The sequence below is a fragment of the Brevundimonas sp. Root1423 genome, assembly GCF_001426805.1.
Genome location: NZ_LMFL01000045.1, coordinates 224,114 through 247,869 on the forward strand (window position 1 = coordinate 224,114; position 23,756 = coordinate 247,869).

Here is a 23,756-nt window from a genome sequence, read left to right on the forward strand (position 1 = left end):
GCCAGCGAAAGCGTGAATGCCCTACGAAGTCTCATCCTCACCCGTCGCACCGCGAACCGGATCGCGTCTGTGGACGGTCGGCGCCAGCGCCGGGATCGCCATCGTCGCCCTGCTCGTGGCGGCCATACTCCAGCCCGGGGCCGCGGTCTGGCTGTTCGGCGCCGCCGTGCTGATCGGACTCGCCACCTGGACGATCCACCGCCTGCCCGAGGTCGCTGTTGAACCCGTGGGCGCCGCGCAGACGGAGCCGCCGGCCGACCGGCTTTTGCTGGACAGCGTCTTCGAGGCCCTGGCCGACCCTGTGCTGGTGGTCTCGGGCGGCGAGCCTGACGACATTGCCGGCCGCCGCATCGTCCTGGCCAACACCGCCGCGCGCGACCTGCTGCGCATCCAGACCGAGGCCGCCTTGCTGGTCCCCGTCCTGCGCGATCCGGCCGTGCTGGAAGCGGTCGACGAAGCCCTGTTCGGCGGGGTGACCCGCACCACCGACTACGCCGGCGTAGGCGCTCAGACACGACACTGGCGCGCCCTGACCCGTCCCCTGCCCTCGCCCGACGGCCAGACGCTGGCGCTGCTGGTCCTGCGCGACGAGACCGATGTGCGCCGTATGGAGCTGATGCGCGTCGACTTCCTGGCCAACGCCAGCCACGAGCTGAAGACGCCGCTGGCCTCGCTCGCCGGCTTTATCGAAACGTTGAAGGGGCACGCCCGGGACGATCCCAAGGCGCGGGACAAATTTCTCGACATCATGGCGACCCAGGCCGACCGCATGAGCCGGCTGGTCGCCGACCTGCTGTCGCTCAGCCGGATCGAGCTGAACGAACACATCCCGCCCGCCGGCCGCGTCGATCTGGCCCGCGCCGCCGCCGACGTGATCGACGCCGTCAGCGTCCTGTCCGCCGACCGCGCCGTCACCGTCAGCCTGCAGGACCGCGGACTGGGCGCGCCGGTGAACGGCGATCGCGACGAGATCCTGCAGGTGGTTCAGAACCTCGTCGACAACGCGATCAAATACTCCCCGTCCGGCGGCACGGTCGAGATCGTCATCCAGCCCGATATCGCCCTCGACGAGGCCTCCGCGCCCTGGTCCGGCGGCAATCGCGGCGACGGCGCGACCCGGCTGCCGCTGGTCACGCCGGATCGCGAGACCGGCCAGCGCTACGCCGCCATCACCGTGCGCGACCACGGCCCCGGACTGGCCCGTGAGCACCTGCCCCGGCTGACCGAACGCTTTTATCGCGTGGAGGGCCAGAAGAGCGGCGAGCGCCAGGGCACGGGTCTGGGCCTCGCCATCGTCAAACACATCGTCAACCGCCACCGCGGCGGCCTGACGGTGGAAAGCGCCCCCGGCCACGGCGCCCTCTTCACCGCCTATTTCCCCGTCGCGGCCGCTCGCTCCACGACCGCTGTATGACAGCCCGGCGTCACGGGGCCGTGCAGCGTAACAGAACTGTCATTCGCCCGTCGTAATCCGCTGACCATTCCGGGGCAGTTATCGCGACGGGGGCGTACGGGGTGCCGGCGTCCTGATTCCTGTTGTCCCGGACGTCCATGACCTGGCTTTTCCTGCCGATCCTGATCGCAGCAGCCGTTGTCGCCTATCTGGGCGGCCGCAGGCTCGCGCGCCGGCGCGGTGAGGGCCAGCGGCCCCATTCCCGTCCCGGCCAGCACGGCGCCTACGCCCTGATCTGGACCGTGGTCCCGGCGATGGTCATCCTGATCGCCGCCAACGTCTTTTCCGCCCCGATCGAGCAGCAGCTGACCGCCTCTGGCGCGCCCGAAGCCGTGCAGCAGCTCGAGCCCTTCCGCCGCGAGGCCTTCTTCGCCGACGCGCGCTCGGTCGGCGCCGGCCGGCCAGCCGTGCAGATCTGGCCCGCACCCTATGCCGAGCTCCTGCCCGTCGAGGGCCGGCGCGTCTCGCGCATCGCCCTGATGCTCGAACTGGGCGCGGTCGCCGCCGCCGTCGTCGCCGCCCTGCTGGGCGCCCTGTTCGTCTTCAGCCAGATCCGCCCCGGCATGCGCGCCCGCAACCGGGTCGAGGGCTGGATCATCGGCCTGCTGTTCGTCTGCTCGGCCGTCGCCATCCTGACCACCGTCGGCATCATCGCCTCGCTGGTCTATGACTCGATCCGGTTCTTCTCCTCGGTGCCGATCACCGAGTTCCTGTTCGGAACCCAGTGGAGCCCCCAGACCGCCATCCGCGCCGATCAGGTCGGCTCGACCGGTGCCTTCGGGGCCCTGCCCCTGTTCGCCGGCACCTTCCTGATCATGCTCATCGCGATGTTCGTGGCCGCGCCGGTCGGTCTGTTCTCGGCCATCTATCTGTCGGAATACGCCGGGCCCACATTCCGCGCCGTGGTCAAGCCGGTGCTCGAGATTCTCGCCGGCGTGCCGACCGTGGTCTACGGCTTCTTCGCCGCCCTGACCGTGGGCCCCGCCTTCCGGGTCTTCTTCAACGAGATCGGCGCGTTCCTCGTCGGCGGCCCGCTGGACGGTCTCGGCCAGTATCTGATGCTGGTCCAGAACCAGATGGCTCTCGTCGCCGGCATGGTCATGGGCATCATGCTGATCCCGTTCGTCAGCTCCCTGTCCGACGACATCATCAACGCCGTGCCCCAGAGCCTGCGCGACGGCTCCTACGCCATGGGCGCGACGAAGTCCGAGACCGTCAAACGCGTCCTCCTGCCCGCCGCCCTGCCCGGCGTCGCCGGCGCCATGCTGCTGGCGATGTCGCGGGCCATCGGCGAGACCATGATCGTGACCATGGCCGCGGGCCTGGCCGCCCGCCTGACCCTGAACCCGCTGGACACCGTCACAACGGTGACCGTCCAGATCGTCACCCTTCTGACGGGCGACCAGGAGTTCAACAGCCCCAAGACCCTGTCCGCCTTCGGCCTCGGCCTGACCCTGTTCCTCGTGACGCTGGCGCTGAACATCGTCGCCCAGCGCATCGTCCAGACCTATCGGCAGCAGTATGACTGACGCGACCGTCACGCCCGAGATGCGCGCCGACCGCCTGCGGGCCGGTCTGAAGCGTCGCTACGCCCGCGAGGGCCGGTTCAAGCTGTACGGCCTGCTGGCCATCGGCGTGGCCGTCGGCTTCCTGCTGCTGCTGCTGGGCCGCATCATTGAACAGGGCCACACGGCCTTCTACGCCCACACGGTCACCGTGCCGGTCTATATGGACCCGGCCCGCATCGACCGCGGCTATCCGCAGGGCACCAATTTCGAGCTGCTGGTCGCCGAACAGCAACTGGCCCGCTTCGGCATCGCCGATGACGCGCAGGGCTCCAAGGCGACCGCCATGCGCAGCCTGTTCTCCTCGGAACTGAAGTTTGCGGCCGCCGACCGCATCCAGAGCAACCCGAACCTGATCGGCCAGACCGTGCCGATCGCGGCCCCCGTCTCCGACGACGCCGACCTGTTCTTCAAGGGCGAGATTTCGCGCGACACCCCCGCCGACCAGCGCCGCCTGACCGACGAACAGATCGGCTGGCTGGACCGGATGAAGGCCTCGGGCCACGTCGCCGCCCACTTCAACAGCGACCTGTTCACCAAGGGCGACTCCACCGAGCCGGAACTCGCCGGGGTGCTGGGCGCTGTCGTCGGCTCGGCCCTGATGCTGCTGGTCACCGCCATCATCGCCATTCCGCTGGGCGTCGGCGCGGCCCTGTATCTGGAAGAGTTCGCGCCGCGCGGGCGGCTGACCGATCTGATCGAGGTCAACATCAACAACCTCGCCGCCGTGCCGTCGATCATCTACGGCCTGCTGGGTCTGGCCCTGTTCATCAACTGGATGCACCTGCCCCGCGCCAGCCCGCTGGTCGGAGGGCTCGTACTGGCCCTGATGGCCCTGCCGACCATCATCATCGCCACCCGCTCGTCGCTGAAAGCCGTGCCGCCCTCGATCCGCGAGGCCGCCCTGGCCATGGGCGCGTCGAAGACCCAGACCGTCTTCCACCACACCCTGCCGCTGGCCATGCCGGGCGTCATGACCGGCGCCATCATCTCCATGGCCCACGCCCTGGGCGAAACCGCCCCCCTGCTGCTGATCGGGATGGTCAGCTTCATCCCGGGCATTCCGCACAGCATCGGCGAGCCGACCGGCGCCCTGCCGTCCCTCGTCTACATCTGGGAAAACGCCTCCGAACGCGCCTTCCATGAGCGCACGGCGGCCGCCATCCTTGTCCTTCTCGCCTTCATGATCGTCATGAACGCCGCCGCCATCTTCCTGCGCCGGCGCTTTGAACGCCGGTGGTAGTCCGATGAAATTCAACCTTTTCCGGGCTCCCGACGGCGTCGAAGGCGGCAGCCCCTCCGACACGCCCGTCATCGCCGCGCCCCCGGTCGTGCACAACTCGGCCCCCGTCGGCCCGACCAAGATCGCCGCCCGCGACGTGTCCGTCTTCTACGACGGCAAACAGGCGCTCTATGACGTCTCGCTGGACATCCCGGACAAGACCGTCACCGCCCTGATCGGCCCGTCGGGCTGCGGCAAGTCGACGTTCCTGCGGACCATGAACCGCATGAACGACACCATCACCGGCGCCCGCGTCACCGGCCGCATCGAGATGGATGGCGCGGACATCAATGCGAGGTCCGTCGACCCCGTCCTGCTGCGCGCCCGCGTCGGCATGGTCTTCCAGAAGCCGAATCCCTTCCCCAAGACCATCTACGAGAACGTCGCCTACGGTCCCCGTATCCACGGTCTGGCCGCGTCCAAATCGGAACTGGACGGCGTGGTCGAGGCCTCGTTGAAGCGCGCCGGCCTGTGGGAAGAGGTCGCCGACCGCCTGCACTCGCCCGGCACCGGCCTGTCGGGCGGCCAGCAACAGCGTCTCGTCATCGCCCGCGCGATCGCCGTCGAGCCCGAAGTCATCCTCATGGACGAGCCCTGCTCGGCTCTGGACCCCATCGCCACCGCCCGGATCGAGGAACTGATCGACGAGCTGCGCGAGCGCTACTGCATCGTCATCGTCACCCACTCGATGGCCCAGGCCGCGCGGGTCAGTCAGCGCACCGCCTTCTTCCACCTCGGCCGCCTGATCGAGACGGGCGACACCGAGGACATCTTCACCAATCCCCGCGAGCGGCGCACGCTGGACTACATCACCGGAAGATTCGGCTGATGAACCAGCACACCGTCAAGGCCTATGGCGACGAACTGAACCAGCTGACCGCCGAGGTCGCCCGCATGGGTGGTCTGGCCGAGGCCCAGGTCGCCGACGCCGTCGATTCCGTNGAGTTGTTCCGCTCCGCCAGCAACGCTGGACTACATCACCGGAAGATTCGGCTGATGAACCAGCACACCGTCAAGGCCTATGGCGACGAACTGAACCAGCTGACCGCCGAGGTCGCCCGCATGGGTGGTCTGGCCGAGGCCCAGGTCGCCGACGCCGTCGATTCCGTAGCCCGCCGCGACATCGCCCTTGCCCGCGCCGTGGTCGAGCGCGACGGCCGCCTAGACGCCATGCACCGCGACATCGAGCGCAAGGCCATCCGCCTGATCGCCCTGCGCCAGCCCGTCGCCTCGGACCTGCGCCGCACCCTGGCCTCGATGAAGCTGGCGGTGGATCTGGAACGCACCGGCGACCTCGCCAAGAACATCGCCAAGCGCGGCCTGATCCTCGCCGAGGGCGATCCCATGCCGCCCCTGACCCGCTCGATCGAGCGGATGGGCAAACTGGTCTCCATGCGCCTGCGCGACGTGCTCGACGCCTACGCCGCCGCCGAAATCGACCGCGCCATCGCCGTCTGGAACACCGACGACGAGGTGGACGAGCACTACAACGCCCTGTTCCGCGAGTTGCTGACCTACATGATGGGCGACCCGCGCACGATCACGGCGGGGACCCACCTGCTGTTCATGGCCAAGAACCTCGAGCGCATCGGCGATCACGCGACCAACATCGCCGAAACCATCTACTACGAGATCACGGGCCAGGAATTCACGGGCGAGCGTCCCCGCTGGAGTCCTGACCAGACCGCCGACGCCGACCCGACGCCCGACCCGACCAAGTCCGCCTGACCGGAGAGTTCGACGTGCAGCCTTATGTTCTGGTGATGGAAGACGAGGACGCCCTGGCGACCTTGCTCTCGTACAATCTCGAAAAGGAAGGCTATCGCGTCGTCGTCGCCGCCGACGGCGAGGAAGGCATGCTCCAGATCGACGAGCGCCTGCCCGATCTGGTCCTGCTGGACTGGATGCTGCCCAAGCTGTCGGGCATCGAGGTCTGCCGCCGCATCCGGGGCCGGGCCGAGACGCGCAACCTGCCGATCATCATGCTGACCGCCCGCGGCGAGGAAAGCGATCGCATCCGCGGCCTCGACACCGGCGCCGACGACTATCTGACCAAGCCGTTCTCGATGAGCGAGCTGATCGCCCGCATCCGCGCCGTGCTGCGCCGCATCCGCCCGGGCCTGGCCGACCACCTCGGCCCCACCGAATTCCGCCTGCTGGACCACCTGATGCAGCACCCGGGCCGGGTGTTCAGCCGCGAACAGCTGCTGGACGCCGTCTGGGGCAGCGACGTCTACGTCGAGGCCCGCACCGTCGACGTGCACGTCGGCCGCCTGCGCAAGGCCCTGAACGTCGAGGGTACGGTCAATCCGATCCGCACCGTCCGCTCGGCCGGCTATTCCCTCGATCTGGGCGGCTGAACCCGAACCGGCGGCGGCGTGCGTCCCAGCTCGCGAATGAAACCGTCCTGCCGTCCCGGAAGGCCGTAGGAAATCGGTGCAGGACAGCCCCTGACCGTCCGGTCCAGCAACAGATAGCGGCGGACCTCGCCGTCCTGCCGGTACGTCAGATCGGGGCGCAGTTCCGGGGACCCGGACGGCTCATCAATCCTTTGAAATCCACCGCCGTCGCAGCGAGCGAGGGTCACGCCGTTGGCGTCGGTCACCCGCAAGCGAACCCGGGGCTCCGGCGGCGCGACGGTCGCGGCGGTCGTGAGGGGGTCCTGTATCAGCATCAGCAGAAGCGGCAACATGACAACGTCTCCGTGCGCGCACAGCCTACTCCCGATCGCAGCGCGCGTCATCCGGTTGCAGACCCGCAAGGATCGGACTTCCCAGCGCCGATGAAGCGGCTAGGGTCCCCTCCTCAGTTCCGGGAGCCGCCCATGCGCCGTCGCACCTTCCTCTCCACCCTGCCCGCCGGCGCCCTTCTCGCCGGCGCCGGCGCGGTAACCGCCGGCGCACCCGCCACAGCCGCCCCTCCTCGCCAAACCGCACCCGCCGACCCCTTCGCCGGCGTAGGTCCCGGCAACCGCAACAGCGGCGTCCAGTTCGTCGGCCGCTCGACCGTCTGGGGACAGAACGGCGCCGCCGCCACGGCCCATCCGCGCGCCACCCTGATCGGCATCGACACCCTGAGGCGCGGCGGCTCGGCCATAGACGCGGCCATCGCCATCAACGCCGCCCTCGGCTTCCTCGAGCCCACGGCCAACGGCATCGGCGACGTCATGAGCACACGCCCCAAGGTCATCNACGGCGCCGCCGCCACGGCCCATCCGCGCGCCACCCTGATCGGCATCGACACCCTGAGGCGCGGCGGCTCGGCCATAGACGCGGCCATCGCCATCAACGCCGCCCTCGGCTTCCTCGAGCCCACGGCCAACGGCATCGGCGGCGACGCCTTCTGCATGCTGTGGGACCCGGCGCAGCGGAAGGTCGTCGGCTTCAACGGCTCGGGNGGCTTCCTCGAGCCCACGGCCAACGGCATCGGCGGCGACGCCTTCTGCATGCTGTGGGACCCGGCGCAGCGGAAGGTCGTCGGCTTCAACGGCTCGGGAAACAGCCCGCGCGGCCTCTCGCTGGAAACCGCGCGTTCGAAGAAGGCCGAGGACGGCTACCTGCCCCCCTATGGCGCGGTCACCGTCAACGTCCCCGGAACGGTCGACGCCTGGTGGAGCGCGCACCAGCGCTACGGCAAGCTGCCGTGGAAGGACGTCCTGCTGCCCGTCGCCGAGCTGTGCGAGGAGGGCGTGCCCATGCCCCAGCTGATCGCCTGGTACCTCGAGCGCAATATGGCCAATTTCGATCGCCGGTCCGCGATCATCGAGGAAAACTACAACCGCAAGAAGGTCTACGCCCCGGACGGCCGCACCCCGAAGGTCGGCGAGGTCTTCGCCAACCCCGATCTTGGCCGCACCCTTCGCCTCATCGCCGAGGGCGGCCGCGACGCCTTCTACGACGGCGTCATCGCCGACCACATCGAACGCTATTTCCGCCGCATCGGCGGCTGGATGACGAAGGCGGACCTATCCCCCCACCGCACCGAATGGGTCGAGCCGATCCGCACCGACTACCGCGGCGTCGACGTCTACGGCCTCGGCCCCAACACCCAGGGCCTGTCGACCAACCAGATCCTCAACATCTGCGAGAATTTCGACCTCAAGGGCATGGGCTTCCAGTCCGCCGCCTCGGACCGCGCGAAGTGGTTCGCCGACGAGCGCTTCAGCCGCACGCCCGTGGAGTATCTGAACTCGAAAGCCTACGCCGCCGAACGCGCCCGCCTGATCCGCCCCGACCGCGTCATGGACCGCGCCTTCCCGGGCGACGCCCCGACACAGGGCGACACCACCTATTTCAGCGTCGCCGACAAGGACGGCATGATGGTCAGCTGGATCCAGTCCAACTACCGCGGCATGGGCTCGGGCCTCGTCCCCGACGGCCCCGACGGCTCCACCCTCGGCTTCATGTTCCAGGACCGCGGCGAGTTGTTCGCCCTGACCGACGGCCACCCCAACGTCTACGCCCCCGGCAAACGCCCCTTCCACACCATCATCCCCGGCTTCGCCTGCAAGGGCGGCGAACCTTGGATGGCCTTCGGCGTCATGGGCGGCGGCATGCAGCCGCAAGGGCAGGCCCAGATCATCATCAACATGGTCGACTACGGCCTTGATCCGCAGGAGGCCGGCGACAGCCCGCGCTGGCAGCACGAGGGTTCGTCCGAGCCGACCGGCCACCCGTCGGAGGGCGTCGGGACCCTGTTCCTCGAAACCGGCGTCCCCGCGGCGTCAAAGGCGCAGCTGGAGGCCATGGGCTGGGTCCTCGGCGGCCCGAACGGCGGCTTCGGCGGCTATCAGAACGTTGTGCGCCAGTCGAACGGCCGCGGGCCCTGGACCTATGGCGCGGCGACGGAGATGCGGAAGGACGGCATCGCGCTGGCTTACTGACACCAGAACCATGCATCCAGGCGAACCGGGATGCATGGAGTTGAAACGCGATCAGCCTTCCGCCGTGATCTCTTCCGGCTCGAGCTCATAGACCGTCGCGCAGTATTCGCAGGTCACCCGGATCTTGCCGTCGGCCTCGACCATTTCGGCCCGCTCCTCGGGCTTGAACGAGGTGAGCACGCCCGCGATCCGGTCGCGCGAACAGCGGCACTGGGCCACCAGCGCCCGCGCGTCCTCGAGCCGCACGCCGTCCTCGTGGAACAGGCGGAACAGCAGGGTCTCGGGCGTGATGGTCGGGTCCAGCAGCTCGTCGTCGCCCAGCGTCTGGAAGAAGGCCCGCGAGCGGTCCCACGCCTCTTCCGTGGAGCCGCGCGCGTCGTCGCCCGCGATCAGCTGGATCAGCGCCCCGCCGGCCCGCCAGCCCGTGCCCTCGTCGGTCGTGATCGAACCGACCGACAGCCGGACCTTGGTCGGGATCTGCTCGGACTGCTGGAAATAGTGTTCGGCCGCCAGCGACAGGCTCTCGCCCTCGATCGGCGTGATGCCCTGCGTCCGCTCGAAGTCGGGGCCGCGGTCCAGCGTCATCACGAACACGCCCTGCCCCAGCAGCGAGCGCGCGCCCGGCCGCGCGAAGCCCTGCGACGCCTCGGCCACCTCGGCCTCGTCGAACCGGCAATAGCCGCGCATATGTCCCTGGGTATCGTAGTCGGCGACCACGTAGCGCACCGGCCCGTCGCCCTGCGCCTGCACGATAAGCCGGCCCTCGAATTTCAGGCTCGATCCCACCAGCGCCGCCAGCGCGCAGGCCTCGCCCAGCAGGGCCGCGACCGGCTCGGGATAGTTGTGGGCCGACAGGATGGCGTCGATCGTCTCGCCCAGACGCACCAGCCGCCCGCGCACGGGCCAGCCCTCGATCTGGAAGGCGGCGGCCAGATCGTCGGCGGGATTGGCGGGCGTCGTATGCGCGTGATCGGTCACGGGCGATCCTCGAAGGGGAAAAGGGAGCCCGCCAAGATAGGGAGCCGATGCAGCGATGATAAGGCGCCCCTCAACGAGGTGAATCGCAGGAGCCAAGCTTGCCCGCCCCCGGAATGACGGGGATACAGGTCATACGCCCCAACGATGAGTCCGCGACCATGACCAAAGCGACCCTCAAGCCCCTGAACCAGCAGGCCATCGTCATCACGGGCGCGACCTCCGGCATCGGTCTGGCCACGGCGCGTCGGGCGGCCAGGGCCGGGGCCTGCGTCTTCCTGATCGCGCGCGGCGAAAGCGACCTGAAAGCCCTGTGCGAGGAACTGCAGGGCCTCGGCGCCCGCGCCGCCTGGGCCGTCGCCGACGTGTCCGACCACGCCGCCCTCGCGGAGGCGGCGGAAAAATGCGTGCGTCTGTTCGGCGGCTTCGACACCTGGATCAACAACGCCGGCGTCTCGATCTACGGCAATATCAGCGCCACCAACCTGGACGACCAGCGGCGGCTGTTCGAGACCAACTACTGGGGCGTGGTCAACGGTTCGCTGGTGGCGGCCGAGCACCTGCGCGGGCGCGAAGGCGGCGGCGCCATCGTCAACGTCGGCTCCATCATGTCCGATGCCCCCCTGCCGATCCAGGGCGTCTATTCCGCCTCCAAACACGCGGTGAAGGGCTTCACCAACGCCCTGCGCATGGAGCTGATGCACGAGGGCGCCCCGATCACCGTCAGCCTCGTCAAGCCGGCCGCCGTCGACACGCCGTACAGCAAACATGCCCGCAATCTGACCGGCTATGCGATCCAGCGCCCCCAGCCGGTCTATGCGACCCACGTCGTGGCCGACACCATCCTGTACTGCGCCAGCCACCCGATCCGCGAGATCACCGTCGGCGGCGGCGGGCGGCTGATCGCCAGCTTCTATTCCGCCCTGCCCGGTCTGGCGGAACCACTTTTGGCCCGGTTCGCTCCTAGCCTCATGCGGGACAGGAGTTCCGCCTATCAGCCGTTCGACGACGGTCTTTACGACCCGACCGACGACGGCCTCGATGAAGAGGTTTACTATCCCATGGTCCGCCAGTTTTCCGCCCTCGCCGAAGTTCGCAAACATCCGGGCATCACGGGCGGCGTCGTCGCCGTGCTCGCCGGCGTCGGCCTCGCCGCCCTCCTGCTGAACCAGCGCTCCGGCCCGACCCGCTACGAGCGGCTTCGCGGCCGTATCGACCCGCGCGGCTGGGTCGATACGCATGCCCTGCGCGATCGCTTCGGCGATCTGGCCGAAACGGTCCGTCACGGCTTCGCCGACGCAGGCGAACGCGCCTCTGACCTGAGCGAGGAGGCCCGCCACCGCGGCGAGCGCATCCTTCACGGCGCACGACATTCCTCGCGCAAGGCCTTGAAGAAACACGGCAAGACGGCGCGCCGCTATGCCCATGACGCCGGCGCCTACGCCAAGGATCATGCCCGGGAGGGCGGCGCCGCCCTCGCCCTGCTGACCATTGCCGCCGCCATCGGGGCGGCCGCCATGGACGCCCGCCGCCCCGACAGCCGCCTGCGCAGCCTCGGGAAGTTCTGACCTGCGTCCGTTTCTGACGTAGCAGTCTGACAGGGTGATCGCCGGTCGTCCCTCACGGGGCGGCCGGCGCTTTCATGTCCACCGGCGTCCCGACGGAGCGAATGAGACTCATGAGACTCATGAGACTGTTTTTTTGAACCGCCCGCGACCCGTTGCTGCAACTGCGAAGGTAGGCCAAGCTCCCGCCATGGCTGATCCGGCGACCTTCATCTTCGACTTCGATTCCACCCTCGTCCGCATCGAGACGCTGGAGGCCCTGGCCGATATTGCGCTCGCCGGCGCGCCTGACGCCGAGGCGATCCGCGCCGAGATCGTCCGCCTGACGGATCAGGCCATGACCGGCGAGATACCCTTCGGCGAGGCCCTGCGCCGCCGCCTCGAACTGCTGCCCCTCACCCGCGACGACGTCGCCGAACTGGCCGCCCGCATCTTCGACGAGGGCACGCCGTCGGTGCGGCGCAACCTGCGCTTCTTCCACGAGAACGCAGACCGTATCGCCATCCTCTCCGGCGGCTTCCGCGAAGTCATCGCCCCCTTCGCCGCCCACCTGCACATTCCGCCGGAGCGGGTCATCTGCAACGACCTGACCTATGACGCCGGGGGCCGCGTCACCGGCGTTGATCAGGACAATCCTCTCGCCCACGCGGACGGCAAGTCGATTGCGGTCCGCGCCGCCGACTTCCCACACCCGGTCGTCATGATCGGCGACGGCTGGACCGACGCCGAGGTGCGCCTGTCCGGCGCCGCCGATCGTTTCCACGCCTTCACGGAGATCGTCAGCCGCGACCGCGTCGTCGCCGCCGCCGATGTGGTTTCCCCGTCGATGGACGAGTTCCTGCACGCGGAGGGTCTCGCCGGACGCTGGTCCTACCCTCGCGCCCGCATCCGCATTCTGCTGCTCGAGAACGTCCACCCCGCCGCCGTCGAACGCCTTCATGACGCCGGCTATTCGGTGGAAACTGTGAAGGGCGCCCTCGACGAGGACGCCCTGATAGAGGCGCTGCAAGGCGTCCATGTGCTGGGCGTCCGCTCCAAGACGCAGGTCAGCGCCCGCGTGCTTGAGGCCGCCCCGCGCCTGATGGCCATCGCCGCCTTCTGCATCGGCACCAACCAGATCGACCTGGACGCCGCAACCGCGAAAGGCGTCGCCGTCTTCAACGCCCCCTATTCCAACACACGCTCGGTTGTGGAGTTGGCCGTGGGCCTGACCATCGCCCTGATGCGCGACGTGGCCGACAAGTCCGCCGCCATGCACCGCGGCGAATGGAACAAGTCCGCGACCGGCTCGCGCGAGCTGCGCGGCAAGACCCTCGGCATCGTCGGCTACGGAGCCATCGGCTCGCAACTGTCGGTGCTGGCAGAGGGTCTGGGCATGCGGGTCATCTTCCACGACCTGACCGAGCGTCTGGCGCTGGGCAACGCCCGCCGCATGGCCTCGCTGGACGCCCTGCTGGCCGAGAGCGACGTGATCAGCCTCCACGTCGATGGGCGCACCGACAACACCGCCCTGATCGACGCCGCCCGCCTGTCGAAGATCAAGCCCGGCGCCCTGCTGCTGAACCTGTCGCGCGGCCACGTCGTGGACATCGGCGCCCTGGCCCAGGCGCTGGGATCGGGTCGTGTCGCGGGCGCCGCCCTCGACGTCTTCCCCGAAGAGCCCGCCACCAACGCCGACCCGTTCGACAGCCCCCTGCGCGGCCTGCCCAACGTCATCCTCACCCCTCACATCGGCGGATCCACCGAAGAGGCCCAGGAAGCCATTGGCGAGTTCGCGGCCGAACGCCTGCTGGCCTATCTGAACCGCGGCGACACCACCTTCTGCGTCAACCTGCCGAATGTGCAGCTGGCCGAGGTCTCCGGCGCCCATCGCATCCTGCACATCCACCGCAACCAGCCCGGCGTTCTGGCCGAGCTGAACCGCGAACTGGCCGCCGCCGGGCTCAACATCCTCGGTCAGCACCTGAAGACCGACGAGCGCACTGGCTACGTCATCACCGACGTCGATCGCGACTATGATCCGGAGTCGCTGCGAACCCTTAGGGGTGTTGCCGGAACGCTGCGTTTCCGGATGCTGCACTGAAACCTTCCCCGACGGCATCTTGCGCAAGCGCAATTGTGGATCAGAGTGCACCCAACGGTCGCATCGTGACGACCGAGGGAGGATCATCGATGTCTCGTTTCCTGCGCGGCGCCGCGCTTGCCGCACTGACGGTTGCAGCCACCGCCGCCATGGCCTCGGCCGCCAACGCCCAGTCCTACGGCCGTCTCGTCGTCTTCGGCGACAGCCTGAGCGACAACGGCAACCTGTATGCCGCGACCGGCAACACTACGCCCCTTTCGCCGCCCTACTTCCAGGGCCGCTATTCCAACGGCCCGGTGTTCACCGAACTGCTCGGCTTCACCGCCGGCCGGTCCGCCGCCGGCGCGCCCCGCACGGGCAGCATCAACTACGCCTATGGCGGCGCCCGCACCGACAGCTCCGCCTTCCCTCCCGGCATGCGCAACCAGTTGCTGCAGTACACCAGCGGCGGCGGCGTCTTCGGAGCCAATGATCTGGTCAGCGTCCTGGGCGGCGCCAACAACATCTTCCAGGCCATTCCGGCGGCCGGCGCCTCGTCCAACCCGACCGGCGCCATCCAGTCGGTGGCCCTCGCCGCCGCGACCGACATCAATTTCATCGTCAACAGCGTCGCCACGGCGGGCGCGGGGACGATCCTCGTGTCGAACCTCCCGAACCTGGCGCTCACGCCCCAGTTCAATCAGGGACTCGGCGCCCCGGCCGCCCCGCTGGCCGACTTCGCCGCCGGGCAGTTCAACGGCGCGCTGCTCACCGGTTTGATGACGACCGCGGCCGCCCGGCCCGGGACGAACATCATCCTGATGGATCTGTACAAGATCGGCACGACCCTCGCCGGCAACCCCGGCGCCTTCGGCCTGACCAATGCGAAGGACCCGTGCTTCAACGGCGTCACCGTCTGCGCCACCCCGGGAACCTACCTCTACTGGGACAGCGTCCATCCGACGGCCGCCGGTCACCAGCTGCTCGCCCGGCTGGCGACGGACTATCTGTACTACGGCGACATCGGCGCCCAGTCGACGGTGCAAGCCGAGACCGCCTTCCGTCAGCGTGAGGACCTTCTGGACCTGTCCAGCGAGGGCCTGTCGGGTCGCGCCGCCTGGGAAGCCGGCACCCACCTGACCTTCGGCGCCATCGCCGACAGCGTCGAGATCGACGCCCGCGGCCCCGTGGCGGCGGCGGATGCGACCGGCTGGGGCGTCCGCGCCGGTCTGGACCACGTCATGTCCGACAGCTCGCGGATGGGCTTCACCGCCACCTACCGCACGGCAGAGGTCGAGGCCGGCCCCATGGCCTTCGATGTGGAGTCCTTCGCCATCGACGCCTTCGCCGGCTGGCGCTCGGGCGCCATGTTCGTGAACGGCACGGTGGGCGGCTCGGTCGACCAGTATGACGACATCACCCGCGTCACCTCGCTGGCCCCCATCGTCCACAGCGGCGAAACGGACGGCGGCAGCATCGGCGCCCGGCTCCAGGGCGGCGTCTGGTTCGACATGGGCGGCATCGGCCTGTCGCCGCGCGCGGCGGTCACCTGGGTGTCCACGGACGTCAACGGCTACACCGAGCAAGGCGTCGGCGCCCAGTACGAGTATCAGGATCGCACCGTTCAGGCCTTCAGCGGCGAGATCTCGCTGCGGGCCGAAGGCGGCGGCGACGGCTTCACCTTCTACGCCGAGGGGGGCTATCGCGACGCCTTCGGCGACAGCAGCGACGCCGTCGGCACGCGGATCACCGCCAACCCGGCGCAGATCCTGTCGCGGGAAATCGAGGATCCGTTCGGCGGCTCCCTGATCGCCTCGGCGGGCGTCGACGCCGATCTGGGTCCGGTGACCATGAACCTCGGCTATCGCGGCCGCTTCGGCGACCAGGCCGACGCCCACGTGGGCGCGATCACCTTCCGCCTGCCCCTGTAGCACAAGGCAAATCCTCCAACGGGGCGCGCGATCCGGCCGGGTCGCGCGCCCTTTTTCGTTCCATCCTGCGACGAACTGCCACCCCTCCTCGCCCCAAAGTGGCCCCAGCGACCCCCGAAAAGCGCCCCTCACCGGTCGCTGGCCGCAGTGCGTCGCGTTTGTTGCGGCCCGCCGGCGCCCCTCCCCCACGCTCTTCCGAGCCGAAAACGGAGCCGCCGCCGCATGCGACGCCTGTTGCCGACCGCCCGGTCGTTTCTCATCCATTCCGGTCAGGCCGCCGCCCTGGCGGGCGTCGCCGTGCTGGCCATGGCCGCCGCGCCGCTGTCCGCGCCCGATCCTGTGGCGCCGGTCGAGACCTTCGCCGTTCCCGAAGCCCCTCCGGTCACCGCCGTGGCCGAGGCCGCTGGCCCGGTCACCCGTTTGATCGCCTTCGACACGCCGGTGAAAGGCTATTCGATCAACTCGCCCTTCGGCCCGCGGCGGATGCCAGGGCAGGCGCTGCGCAACCACGAGGGCGTCGACATCGCGGCGCCCCAGGGCACGGGCGTCTTCGTGTCCGCCGAGGGCTCTGTCGTCCGCACCGGCTATGACGCCGCGGGCTATGGTCGCTTCGTCGAGATTCGCCATCCCAATGGCATGAGCACCCTCTACGGCCACCTCAGCCGGCTGGACGTGGCCACGGGCGATCGCGTCGAAGGCGGCCAGCGCATCGGCCTGGTGGGCTCCACGGGCCGATCGACTGGTCCTCACCTGCATTTCGAGGTCCGCCGCGGCGACCGCCAGGTCAATCCGGTGAAGGTCATGGGCCGCGAGTTCGCGGTTGTGGTCCAGGCAACCGCAGCCTGAATTTTCGCCTTCCGGCGACGGTTTCTTCACCACTCCTCCGCGATAGTCCTCGCGGGAGGGCGTGTTGGAACGCATCATCTACTGCATCGCGTTCGACCATGACTGGCGCTGGACTCTGGCGGCCGGGCTGGTCTGCGTGCTGGGCCTCGCGACCGCCGTCCATCTGCTCGCGCAGGCGGTCACGTTCGGCCGCAACGAACGACGGCGGCGTATCGGCCTGGCCGCCTTTGTCGGCGGACTGACGGCCTTCTCAACCCATTTCCTCGCCATGCAGGGCTACCAGCCCGGCGGCGAGATCCGTTACGACGTCGGCCTGACCATCGTCTCCCTGCTGATGGTTCTGGGCGCCATGGGGCTGGCCTGCCTGCTTGTCATGGCCCACCCCGGCCGGATCGCCCGCGGCGCCGCCGCGCTTCTGGCCTTCTCCGGCGTCGCCGCCATGCATTTCACCGGCATGGCTGCGCTGGAGTTCCCCGGCCATATCAGCTGGGATCCCGGCTACGCGGCGCTTGCCGTCGTCGCCGGCCTGACCGTCGCCGGCCTGACCGGCGCCCTCCTTTGCGGCCCCGGCGCTGCGAGAATGATCGGCTCCAGCCTCGGCGGTTCCCTCTCGATCATCGTCCTGCATTTCACGGCGATGAGCGCCCTGACCATCACGCCGGAAGCGGCGGCCGTCAGCGGCTTCACGGTTTCAGGCGTGGTCATGAGCGCGGTCCTGGCCGCCATGATCGCGGGCATCGCCACCCTGGGCGGAGTTCTGACCTGGCTGGACTGGCGGTCGCGTTCGGACGCCCTCGCCCAGATTCGCGAAGCCATCGACGCCATGCCTGACGGCATGGCCTTCTACGACGTCGATGACCGGCTGGCCCTGTGGAACCACCGCTACGCCGAGGTGAACCCCGAACTGTCGTCCAACCTCCAGGTCGGGATGAGCTTCCGCGAGATCATCAAGATCGGGCTGAGCGAAGGCCTCTACGCCGACGCCATCGGCCGCGAGGAGGCGTGGATCGCCGAGCGTCTGGAAAGCCGCAAGGCGCTGACGACCACGATGGAGCAGCGCATCGCCGGCGACCGCTGGCTGCGGGTCTCGGACCGCCGCACGGCCGCCGGCGGCATCGTAACCGTCTGCACGGACATCACCGACCTCAAGAACGACGCCGCCCTCCTGGCCGAGGCCCGAGACGCCGCCCAGGCGGCCAGCAGCGCCAAGAGCCAGTTCCTCGCCAATATGAGCCACGAGATCCGAACGCCGCTGAACGGCGTCATCGGCCTGGCCCAGGTGATGGCGCGCACGGATCTTTCGACCGAACAGCATGAGATGCTGGAGCTGATCCAGTCCTCCGGCCGAACCCTTCAGGTCCTGCTCAGCGACATCCTTGACCTCGCCCGCGTCGAATCGGGCCGGCTGGAGCTCTCCGAGGAAACCTTCGACCTGGGTCGCGCGGTCCGCGAGTCGGCACGCCTTTATGAAAGCGCGGCCAGCGAGAAGGGCCTGCAGTTCTTCGTGGAGATCGCGCCCGAGGCGGACTGCTGGATTGACGGCGACATCGTGCGGCTCAAGCAGATCCTGACCAATCTCGTCTCCAACGCCGTGAAATTCACCAGCACCGGTTTCGTCAGCCTCACCGCTGCCCCGGGTCCGGACCGCAACGGTGCGCCCACCCTGCGGTTCTCGGTCGAGGATACCGGCATCGGCTTCGACTGCGAGACGCGCGAGCGCCTGTTCAGCCGGTTCGAACAGGCCGACGGCGCCATCACCCGGAAATTCGGCGGTTCCGGCCTCGGCCTCGCCATCTCGCGCCAGTTGGCGGAGATGATGGGCGGCGATCTGGATTGCGAAAGCGAACCCGGCGGCGGCTCGGCCTTCATGCTGACCATACCCTTCCGGGCCGTGGACAAGCCGGAAGCTGCGGCGCTGGCGACTGCCGAAGCGGAGGACGGTGGCCAGCCGGCGATCCGGGTTCTGCTGGCCGACGATCACCCCGTAAACCGCAAGGTCGTCGAGTTGATCCTCGCCCAGGCGCCGGTCGAACTCGTCTCGGTCGAGGACGGCGCCCAGGCCGTCCAGGCTTGCCGCGACGGCGACTACGACCTGATCCTCATGGACATGCAGATGCCGGTGATGGACGGCCTGACCGCCACACGCGAAATTCGGCTGCATGAAGCGGCCATGGGTCTGGGCCGCACGCCCGTCGTCATGCTGACGGCCAACGCTCTTCCCGAACATATCTCCATGGCCGAGGCAGCGGGCGCGGACCGCCATCTGGCCAAGCCGTTCGATGCGGCCGAGCTTCTGAAGCTGGTTGTCGCCCTGCCCCGCGCCTCGGCCGAGGCAATCGCCGCCTGATCCCTATTCGTAGCCGTGGGCGGCTTCGTTGATGACCTGCGAGGGCATGGACGAGAAGTCGACGCTTACGGGCTGGGCCGCCTTGGCGCGGAAGGTCTTGATCACATGCTCCAGCCGGCGGCGCACCTCGCGCTCGGCTTCCGTGCCGTCGGTCAGGTTCAGCGGAGCCAGGCAGAAGTCGATGATGGCGGTGGGATTGTTCAAAGGTTGCATGGGTCTCTCCTGATTATTCGGCCGCCACGAACTGGGCGGTCTCGGTGGAATCCTTCAGCGCCGTCGTGGACGACTGGCCGTTGGAGATGACGGTGGCGACCTGATCAAAATAGCCGGTGCCGACCTCGCGCTGGTGCCGGGTGGCCGTGTAGCCCGCCGCCTCATTGGCGAACTCGCGCTGCTGCAACTCGGAATAGGCGGCCATGCCCCGGTCGCGGTAGCCATCGGCCAGTTCGAACATGCTGTTGTTCAGGCTGTGGAAGCCGGCCAGCGTCACGAACTGGAATTTGTAGCCCATGGCCCCCAGCTCGCGCTGGAATTTGGCGATGGTGGCGTCGTCCAGCTTTGCCTTCCAATTGAACGACGGCGAGCAGTTGTAGGCCATAAGCTTGCCGGGATGCTCGCGGTGCACCGCCTCGGCGAACCGACGGGCGTCGTCCAGATCGGGATGCGACGTCTCCCACCACAGGACGTCCGCGTATTTCGCATACGACAGACCGCGGGCGATGCAGTGGTCCAGACCCGTCCCCGGCTTCAGCCGGAAGAAGCCTTCGGGCGTTCGGTTGTCGCGGTCGATGAAGGGCCGGTCGCGCTCGTCGACATCGCTGGTGATCAGCTGGGCGCTTTCGGCGTCGGTCCGGGCGACCGTCAGGGTCGGCGTGCCCATGACGTCCGCGGCCAGCCGCGCGGCGATCAGATTGCGCTCATGCGCCTGCGTCGGGATCAGAACCTTGCCGCCCAGATGACCGCATTTCTTCTCGCTGGCCAGCTGATCCTCAAAGTGAACGCCCGCGGCCCCGGCCTCGATGAAGGCCTTCATGATCTCGAAGCTGTTCAGCGGCCCGCCGAAGCCGGCCTCGGCGTCGGCGACGATGGGCGCGAACCAGTCCCGCCTGGCCCCGCCTTCCGCATGTTCGATCTGGTCGGCGCGCTGCAGGGTCCGGTTGATCCGGCGGCACAGCTCCGGGGCGGCGTTGGCCGGATACAGCGACTGGTCCGGATACATGGCCCCGGCGGTGTTTGCGTCCGCCGCCACCTGCCAGCCCGACAGATAGATGGCCTTCAGCCCCGCCCGGACCATCTGCATGGCCTGGTTGCCGGTCACAGCGCCCAGCGCATTCACGAACGGCTCGTCGTGCAGCAGCTCCCACAGACGGTTCGCGCCCCGCGTCGCCAGGGTATGGGTGATCGGGACCGAGCCGCGCAGCCGCTGCACGTCCTCAGGCGTATAGGGCCGCTCGATGCCGTCGAAACGGCCGTAGGGCGAAGGGACGAGATCGGCGAAGGTTGTCATGGCGGTCTCTGCTCACGGGCACACCGATGCGGTGCGGGTAGCGTGAGCAGAACACGCCGCAGTCATGATTTACACAGCGAGCGCGTCAACCATCGTGTCATTGAGTCATATCGTGACACTTCTCATTAAGTCATTTTATGACCTAATGCGTTCATGGACGCCGCTCCGGATCGCAAACTCTTCCTCGGCGGCCGCCTCAAGCGGCTGCGACGCGAGCTCGCCCTGACCCAGACGGCCATGGCGGCCGACCTTGGCGTCTCCCCCAGCTATCTGAACCACATTGAGCGGAACCAGCGCCCCGTCTCGGCCCAGCTCCTTCTCCGGCTGGCCGACACCTATGACGTCGACCTGCGCACCCTTGGCCAGTCCGGCGGCCCCGCGTCCGAGGCCGAACTCACCGAGGCCTTCGCCGACCCCCTGTTCCAGGGGCTGGCCGTGCCGCGGCACGAGATCGTCCAGCTGGCCGAGGACCAGCCGGCCGCCGCCGACGCCCTGCTGCGCCTGTATCGCGCTTTCGCGGCCCGCCGCACCCGCGACCGCGCGGAAACCGATGAGTTTGGGGGGCGTGACGCCGACAGCCCCGCCGACTGGGTCCGGGAATACATCCAGTCACGCCGCAACCACTTCCCCGAACTCGACGCCCTCGGCGAGACCTTGTCGGACGCCATGGACGCCGAAACGCCCGGCGAGGCCTTTGAAAACCGCGCCCGCGCCCGGCTCCTGACGCGCCACGGCCTCACCGTCCGCACCCTGCCCGCCGAGGTCATGGTGGAATGGACCCGCCGCTATGACCCGCACCGCAAGCGGCTGCTGCTGTCCGAGACGCTCGGCGCCTCCTCCCGCGCCTTCGCTGTCGCCTACCAGCTGGCCCTGGCCGAGCACGACGCTGAACTGACCGCCCTGGTGGAGGCGGCGGGTGCGCCTGACGAACCCACCCGCCGTTTGCTCAAGGTGTCCCTGACCAACACCCTCGCCGCCGCCACCATCATGCCCTACGGCGCCTTCCAGCACGCGGCCGAGGACACCGCTTATGACTTGGCCCGCCTTCAGGCCCGGTTCGGCGTCGGCTTCGAACAGGCCGCCCACCGCCTGACAACCCTGTCGCGGCCCACGGCACGAGGCGTGCCTTTCTTCCTGATGCGGGTCGATCAGGCCGGCAACATCTCCAAACGCTTCGCCTCGGGCGCCTTTCCCTTCTCGCGCTTCGGCGGCGCCTGCCCGCGCTGGCGGCTGCACAGCGCCTTCCGCACGCCGGGCAAGATCATCACCCAGATCATCGAGACGCCGGACGGCGGTCGCTGGTTCACCCTCGCCCGCACCGTCGACCGTCAGGGCCACGACGCCTTCACCGAAGGCCACGACCTCGCCATCGGCTTGGGCTGCGAGCTAAAACACGCTCACCGCCTGATGTATGCGCGCGGCCTTGACCTCACGGCTCCCGAGGTCACCCCCATCGGCCCCGCCTGCCGCCTCTGCCACCGCCACCCCTGCGCCGAACGCGCCGCCCCGCCCGTGGATCGCCCGCTCGCGGTCGACGACTGGGCCAAGTCCATCAGCCCGTATCCCTTCGGCGGCCAGGAAATTCCTGCATAGATGCAACGAACTCGCGCCCCCGGGCTTGATGCGGCATGACCGATCCGGGACAGAAAACGCACCGCGGTTCTTTCATCAAACGCCACGGCCTGTTCGTCCTTGTCGTGGCCGAGGCGATCCTTGCCGCCGGCCTGTTCGGCTATGTCGCGAGCGGCTTCTGGCTGTAGTCGGGATCAGGACGCCGGCTGGGCAACGGCCGCCGCGAGAAAGGCTCCCGCCACGGCCTGTGCAGCCGGTGCGTCATAGTTGCCGAACACGGCGTAGGACCAGCCGGTCTCCCAGACGATCATCGCGTCCGTATTGATCCCGGAGTTGGGGCCGCCGCCGCTATGGCCGACCATTTTCCGCTCGCCGACCGGGATGATGCTGAAGCCCTTTCCATACCGGTTCTGCCCGTTGGGCTCGGCCGTCAGCAGGGCCTCAGCCATCGCCGGCGAGACCAGCCGGCCATCACGGAAGGCGTTGAGGAATCGGGTCATATCCGCCGTCGTGGAATAGGCCCCGCCGGACGGGCCGCCGCGGTCGAGCAGAAAGGGCGCGTTCGACTCCCGCGGCATGACCCCGAGCGCGTCATCGGCTCCATAGCGGTACCCCTGCGCCGTATCAGCGGCCAGGGGCCCCGGCCGGTCGAACGCCGTGTCCGCCATGCCCGCGCGGTCGAACACCTCCCGCTGGATCACGTCGTAGTAGCTTTCGCCCGTCACCGCCTCGATGACCGCACCCAGCACGGTGTAGCCCTCATTGCTGTAGCTGGCCCGGCTGCCGGGGGTGAACGCCAGCGGTGTGGCTGCGATCCCCGCCAGACTGTCGCTGACGCGCTCGGGATCGGCGTCCTTCGGCGATGTCGGCTCGACATAGGGTAGGCTGATGCCGGAGGTGTGGCTCAGCAGATGGGCGATCGTGATGGCCTCCGCCGCCGCCCGGTCCGGATAGTCCGGCAGCACGTCGATCAAGCGCGAGTCGAAGCGCAGCTTCCCGTCCTCGATCAATCTGGCGATCGCCACGGCCGTGAACATCTTGCCCATGGAGGCGATGTGGAAGCGGGTATCGGGCTGGTTGGTGACGCCGTTCTGCCGGTCAGCCAGCCCCGCCGTCGCCTGACCGACCACGCGCCCTCGGTCCGCCAGTACGGCCACGCCCGAAAACTCGTCCAGCCCGGCGCCGAACTCCACCCGGGTGCGGACAAGCATCGCCAGCGTCTCGTCGTCGGCCTCGGCCCGGATCATGGGCCCGGGCCACGCCGTGGGCCAAACGGCTATGACAAAGCTGGCCACGCGGTCCGACCCCTCGGGATCGGCGAAGAGGCCGAACCGCCGCATGGCGCCGTTTTTCGTTTTAACCCACACCCGCAGCTCCCGGCTCGCCGTCGGAGGATCGACCCGGTCGAGCGTCAGCGGAGCCGCCGTCCGGGCGATCCGTCCGAACCAGTCCCGCCAGTTGCCGACGCTGTTGGTCGGACTGAGGATGACGTTCGCGCCGATCCACTGATCAAGCGCCTGTCCGCCGCCCGCATTGAGCGCGCTGATCAGCTGGTCGACCATCAACTGCTGGCCCGGCGTCACGACAGCGGGTGCAGGCGCAGCCGCGGCGGCCTGACCTTGCCCCGCTGAAACCTGCGCGTTCCCGGACTCAGCGGCCGACACAGTCGCATGAGTGGAAAGGGTGACGACGGCCGCAGCCATCAGGACTTGCCAGTTAGATGCCATCTCGGCCCCTTGGATTTGCAGCTTTCTCGTCGTTCTAATCAG

General features: G+C 68.7%; 20 protein-coding genes and 2 pseudogenes. 17 read left to right on the forward strand and 5 right to left on the reverse strand.

Annotated features, from left to right (window positions below; translation table 11 throughout):
• The first annotated feature begins 16 nt into the window (after positions 1–16).
• The 6 genes from ASD25_RS22760 to ASD25_RS22785 all read left to right on the forward strand — a co-directional run bounded on the left by ASD25_RS22760 (position 17) and on the right by ASD25_RS22785 (position 6,660).
• Positions 17–1,414, forward strand: a complete 1,398-nt coding sequence (locus ASD25_RS22760) for a cell wall metabolism sensor histidine kinase WalK (protein WP_056620714.1) — start codon at positions 17–19, stop codon at positions 1,412–1,414.
• A 137-nt stretch (positions 1,415–1,551) separates the two neighbouring features.
• A complete protein-coding gene (gene pstC, locus ASD25_RS22765; RefSeq protein ID WP_056620716.1) occupies positions 1,552–2,982 on the forward strand; it encodes a phosphate ABC transporter permease subunit PstC in 1,431 nt (476 codons plus the stop codon).
• Entirely contained in the window at positions 2,975–4,261 is a 1,287-nt protein-coding gene (gene pstA, locus ASD25_RS22770; protein WP_056620718.1) for a phosphate ABC transporter permease PstA, read from the forward strand. The genes pstC and pstA overlap by 8 nt, the downstream gene beginning before the upstream one ends.
• Positions 4,262–4,265: 4 nt before the next feature.
• On the forward strand, positions 4,266–5,129 hold the full coding sequence (gene pstB, locus ASD25_RS22775; protein WP_056620719.1) for a phosphate ABC transporter ATP-binding protein PstB: 864 nt from the start codon (positions 4,266–4,268) through the stop codon (positions 5,127–5,129).
• 167 nt (positions 5,130–5,296) lie between these two features.
• The gene (gene phoU, locus ASD25_RS22780; protein ID WP_056621392.1) at positions 5,297–6,028 is read left to right on the forward strand and encodes a phosphate signaling complex protein PhoU; all 732 of its coding nucleotides are present in this window, start codon (positions 5,297–5,299) and stop codon (positions 6,026–6,028) included.
• 14 nt (positions 6,029–6,042) lie between these two features.
• Positions 6,043–6,660 (forward strand): response regulator, encoded by a 618-nt coding sequence (locus ASD25_RS22785; protein WP_056620721.1) that lies wholly within the window; start codon positions 6,043–6,045, stop codon positions 6,658–6,660.
• On the opposite strand, the gene ASD25_RS22790 is transcribed toward ASD25_RS22785, so the two are convergent.
• Positions 6,636–6,992, reverse strand: coding sequence for a hypothetical protein (locus ASD25_RS22790; RefSeq protein WP_056620723.1), 357 nt, complete (start codon positions 6,990–6,992; stop codon positions 6,636–6,638). The genes ASD25_RS22785 and ASD25_RS22790 overlap by 25 nt on opposite strands.
• Positions 6,993–7,124: 132 nt before the next feature.
• On the opposite strand from ASD25_RS22790, the gene ASD25_RS31365 reads away from it, so the two are divergent.
• The 3 genes and pseudogenes from ASD25_RS31365 to ASD25_RS22795 all read left to right on the forward strand — a co-directional run.
• A partial coding sequence (locus ASD25_RS31365) for a gamma-glutamyltransferase (RefSeq protein ID WP_235562848.1) occupies positions 7,125–7,490 on the forward strand: 366 nt, incomplete at its 3' end.
• A 54-nt stretch (positions 7,491–7,544) separates the two neighbouring features.
• Positions 7,545–7,696: gamma-glutamyltransferase (locus ASD25_RS32870; protein WP_255356191.1), on the forward strand; the 152-nt coding region annotated here is incomplete at its 3' end.
• Position 7,697: 1 nt separating this feature from the next.
• Positions 7,698–9,182: pseudogene (locus ASD25_RS22795) on the forward strand (gamma-glutamyltransferase family protein); the annotation flags it as partial.
• A gap of 51 nt (positions 9,183–9,233) precedes the next feature.
• Here ASD25_RS22795 and ASD25_RS22800 read toward each other — a convergent pair.
• The gene (locus tag ASD25_RS22800; protein ID WP_056620727.1) at positions 9,234–10,160 is read right to left on the reverse strand and encodes an Hsp33 family molecular chaperone; all 927 of its coding nucleotides are present in this window, start codon (positions 10,158–10,160) and stop codon (positions 9,234–9,236) included.
• Between the two features lie 158 nt (positions 10,161–10,318).
• Here ASD25_RS22800 and ASD25_RS22805 point away from each other — a divergent pair, with 158 nt between their 5' ends.
• The 6 genes and pseudogenes from ASD25_RS22805 (at position 10,319) to ASD25_RS22825 (ending at position 18,908) form a co-directional block, all read left to right on the forward strand.
• Entirely contained in the window at positions 10,319–11,725 is a 1,407-nt protein-coding gene (locus tag ASD25_RS22805; RefSeq protein WP_056621394.1) for an SDR family oxidoreductase, read from the forward strand.
• A 187-nt stretch (positions 11,726–11,912) separates the two neighbouring features.
• Positions 11,913–12,443, forward strand: a pseudogene (locus tag ASD25_RS33380) (HAD-IB family phosphatase); the annotation flags it as partial.
• Between the two features lie 105 nt (positions 12,444–12,548).
• Positions 12,549–13,805, forward strand: a complete 1,257-nt coding sequence (gene serA / locus ASD25_RS22810) for a phosphoglycerate dehydrogenase (RefSeq protein ID WP_235562877.1) — start codon at positions 12,549–12,551, stop codon at positions 13,803–13,805.
• An 89-nt stretch (positions 13,806–13,894) separates the two neighbouring features.
• A complete protein-coding gene (locus ASD25_RS22815; RefSeq protein ID WP_056620730.1) occupies positions 13,895–15,715 on the forward strand; it encodes an autotransporter domain-containing esterase in 1,821 nt (606 codons plus the stop codon).
• Between the two features lie 222 nt (positions 15,716–15,937).
• Positions 15,938–16,561, forward strand: coding sequence for a M23 family metallopeptidase (locus tag ASD25_RS32970; protein ID WP_056620732.1), 624 nt, complete (start codon positions 15,938–15,940; stop codon positions 16,559–16,561).
• A gap of 61 nt (positions 16,562–16,622) precedes the next feature.
• Positions 16,623–18,908, forward strand: coding sequence for an ATP-binding protein (locus tag ASD25_RS22825; RefSeq protein WP_235562849.1), 2,286 nt, complete (start codon positions 16,623–16,625; stop codon positions 18,906–18,908).
• A 3-nt stretch (positions 18,909–18,911) separates the two neighbouring features.
• Here ASD25_RS22825 and ASD25_RS22830 read toward each other — a convergent pair whose 3' ends face one another.
• Positions 18,912–19,121, reverse strand: coding sequence for a hypothetical protein (locus ASD25_RS22830; RefSeq protein WP_055830004.1), 210 nt, complete (start codon positions 19,119–19,121; stop codon positions 18,912–18,914).
• Positions 19,122–19,134: 13 nt separating this feature from the next.
• Complete coding sequence (gene aceA, locus ASD25_RS22835; RefSeq protein ID WP_056620737.1) at positions 19,135–20,415, reverse strand: isocitrate lyase; 1,281 nt, start codon at positions 20,413–20,415, stop codon at positions 19,135–19,137.
• 153 nt (positions 20,416–20,568) lie between these two features.
• Here aceA and ASD25_RS22840 point away from each other — a divergent pair, with 153 nt between their 5' ends.
• Both ASD25_RS22840 and ASD25_RS32875 read left to right on the forward strand, forming a co-directional pair.
• Positions 20,569–22,008 (forward strand): short-chain fatty acyl-CoA regulator family protein, encoded by a 1,440-nt coding sequence (locus tag ASD25_RS22840; protein ID WP_056620739.1) that lies wholly within the window; start codon positions 20,569–20,571, stop codon positions 22,006–22,008.
• A gap of 35 nt (positions 22,009–22,043) precedes the next feature.
• Positions 22,044–22,175, forward strand: a complete 132-nt coding sequence (locus ASD25_RS32875; protein WP_255356187.1) for a hypothetical protein — start codon at positions 22,044–22,046, stop codon at positions 22,173–22,175.
• A gap of 6 nt (positions 22,176–22,181) precedes the next feature.
• On the opposite strand, the gene ASD25_RS22845 is transcribed toward ASD25_RS32875, so the two are convergent.
• The gene (locus tag ASD25_RS22845; RefSeq protein ID WP_162252095.1) at positions 22,182–23,690 is read right to left on the reverse strand and encodes a serine hydrolase; all 1,509 of its coding nucleotides are present in this window, start codon (positions 23,688–23,690) and stop codon (positions 22,182–22,184) included.
• Positions 23,691–23,756: the final 66 nt, after the last annotated feature.

Bases quoted from the DNA above. Each gene is read 5' to 3' on its own strand.
- ASD25_RS22760 (WP_056620714.1), top strand. From the start codon at position 17: ATGCCCTACGAAGTCTCATCCTCACCCGTCGCACCGCGAACCGGATCG.
- pstC (WP_056620716.1), top strand. From the start codon at position 1,552: ATGACCTGGCTTTTCCTGCCGATCCTGATCGCAGCAGCCGTTGTCGCC.
- pstA (WP_056620718.1), top strand. From the start codon at position 2,975: ATGACTGACGCGACCGTCACGCCCGAGATGCGCGCCGACCGCCTGCGG.
- pstB (WP_056620719.1), top strand. From the start codon at position 4,266: ATGAAATTCAACCTTTTCCGGGCTCCCGACGGCGTCGAAGGCGGCAGC.
- phoU (WP_056621392.1), top strand. From the start codon at position 5,297: ATGAACCAGCACACCGTCAAGGCCTATGGCGACGAACTGAACCAGCTG.
- ASD25_RS22790 (WP_056620723.1), bottom strand. From the start codon at position 6,992: ATGTTGCCGCTTCTGCTGATGCTGATACAGGACCCCCTCACGACCGCC.
- ASD25_RS22805 (WP_056621394.1), top strand. From the start codon at position 10,319: ATGACCAAAGCGACCCTCAAGCCCCTGAACCAGCAGGCCATCGTCATC.
- serA (WP_235562877.1), top strand. From the start codon at position 12,549: ATGGACGAGTTCCTGCACGCGGAGGGTCTCGCCGGACGCTGGTCCTAC.
- ASD25_RS22815 (WP_056620730.1), top strand. From the start codon at position 13,895: ATGTCTCGTTTCCTGCGCGGCGCCGCGCTTGCCGCACTGACGGTTGCA.
- ASD25_RS32970 (WP_056620732.1), top strand. From the start codon at position 15,938: ATGCGACGCCTGTTGCCGACCGCCCGGTCGTTTCTCATCCATTCCGGT.
- ASD25_RS22830 (WP_055830004.1), bottom strand. From the start codon at position 19,121: ATGCAACCTTTGAACAATCCCACCGCCATCATCGACTTCTGCCTGGCT.
- aceA (WP_056620737.1), bottom strand. From the start codon at position 20,415: ATGACAACCTTCGCCGATCTCGTCCCTTCGCCCTACGGCCGTTTCGAC.
- ASD25_RS22840 (WP_056620739.1), top strand. From the start codon at position 20,569: ATGGACGCCGCTCCGGATCGCAAACTCTTCCTCGGCGGCCGCCTCAAG.
- ASD25_RS32875 (WP_255356187.1), top strand. From the start codon at position 22,044: ATGACCGATCCGGGACAGAAAACGCACCGCGGTTCTTTCATCAAACGC.
- ASD25_RS22845 (WP_162252095.1), bottom strand. From the start codon at position 23,690: ATGGCTGCGGCCGTCGTCACCCTTTCCACTCATGCGACTGTGTCGGCC.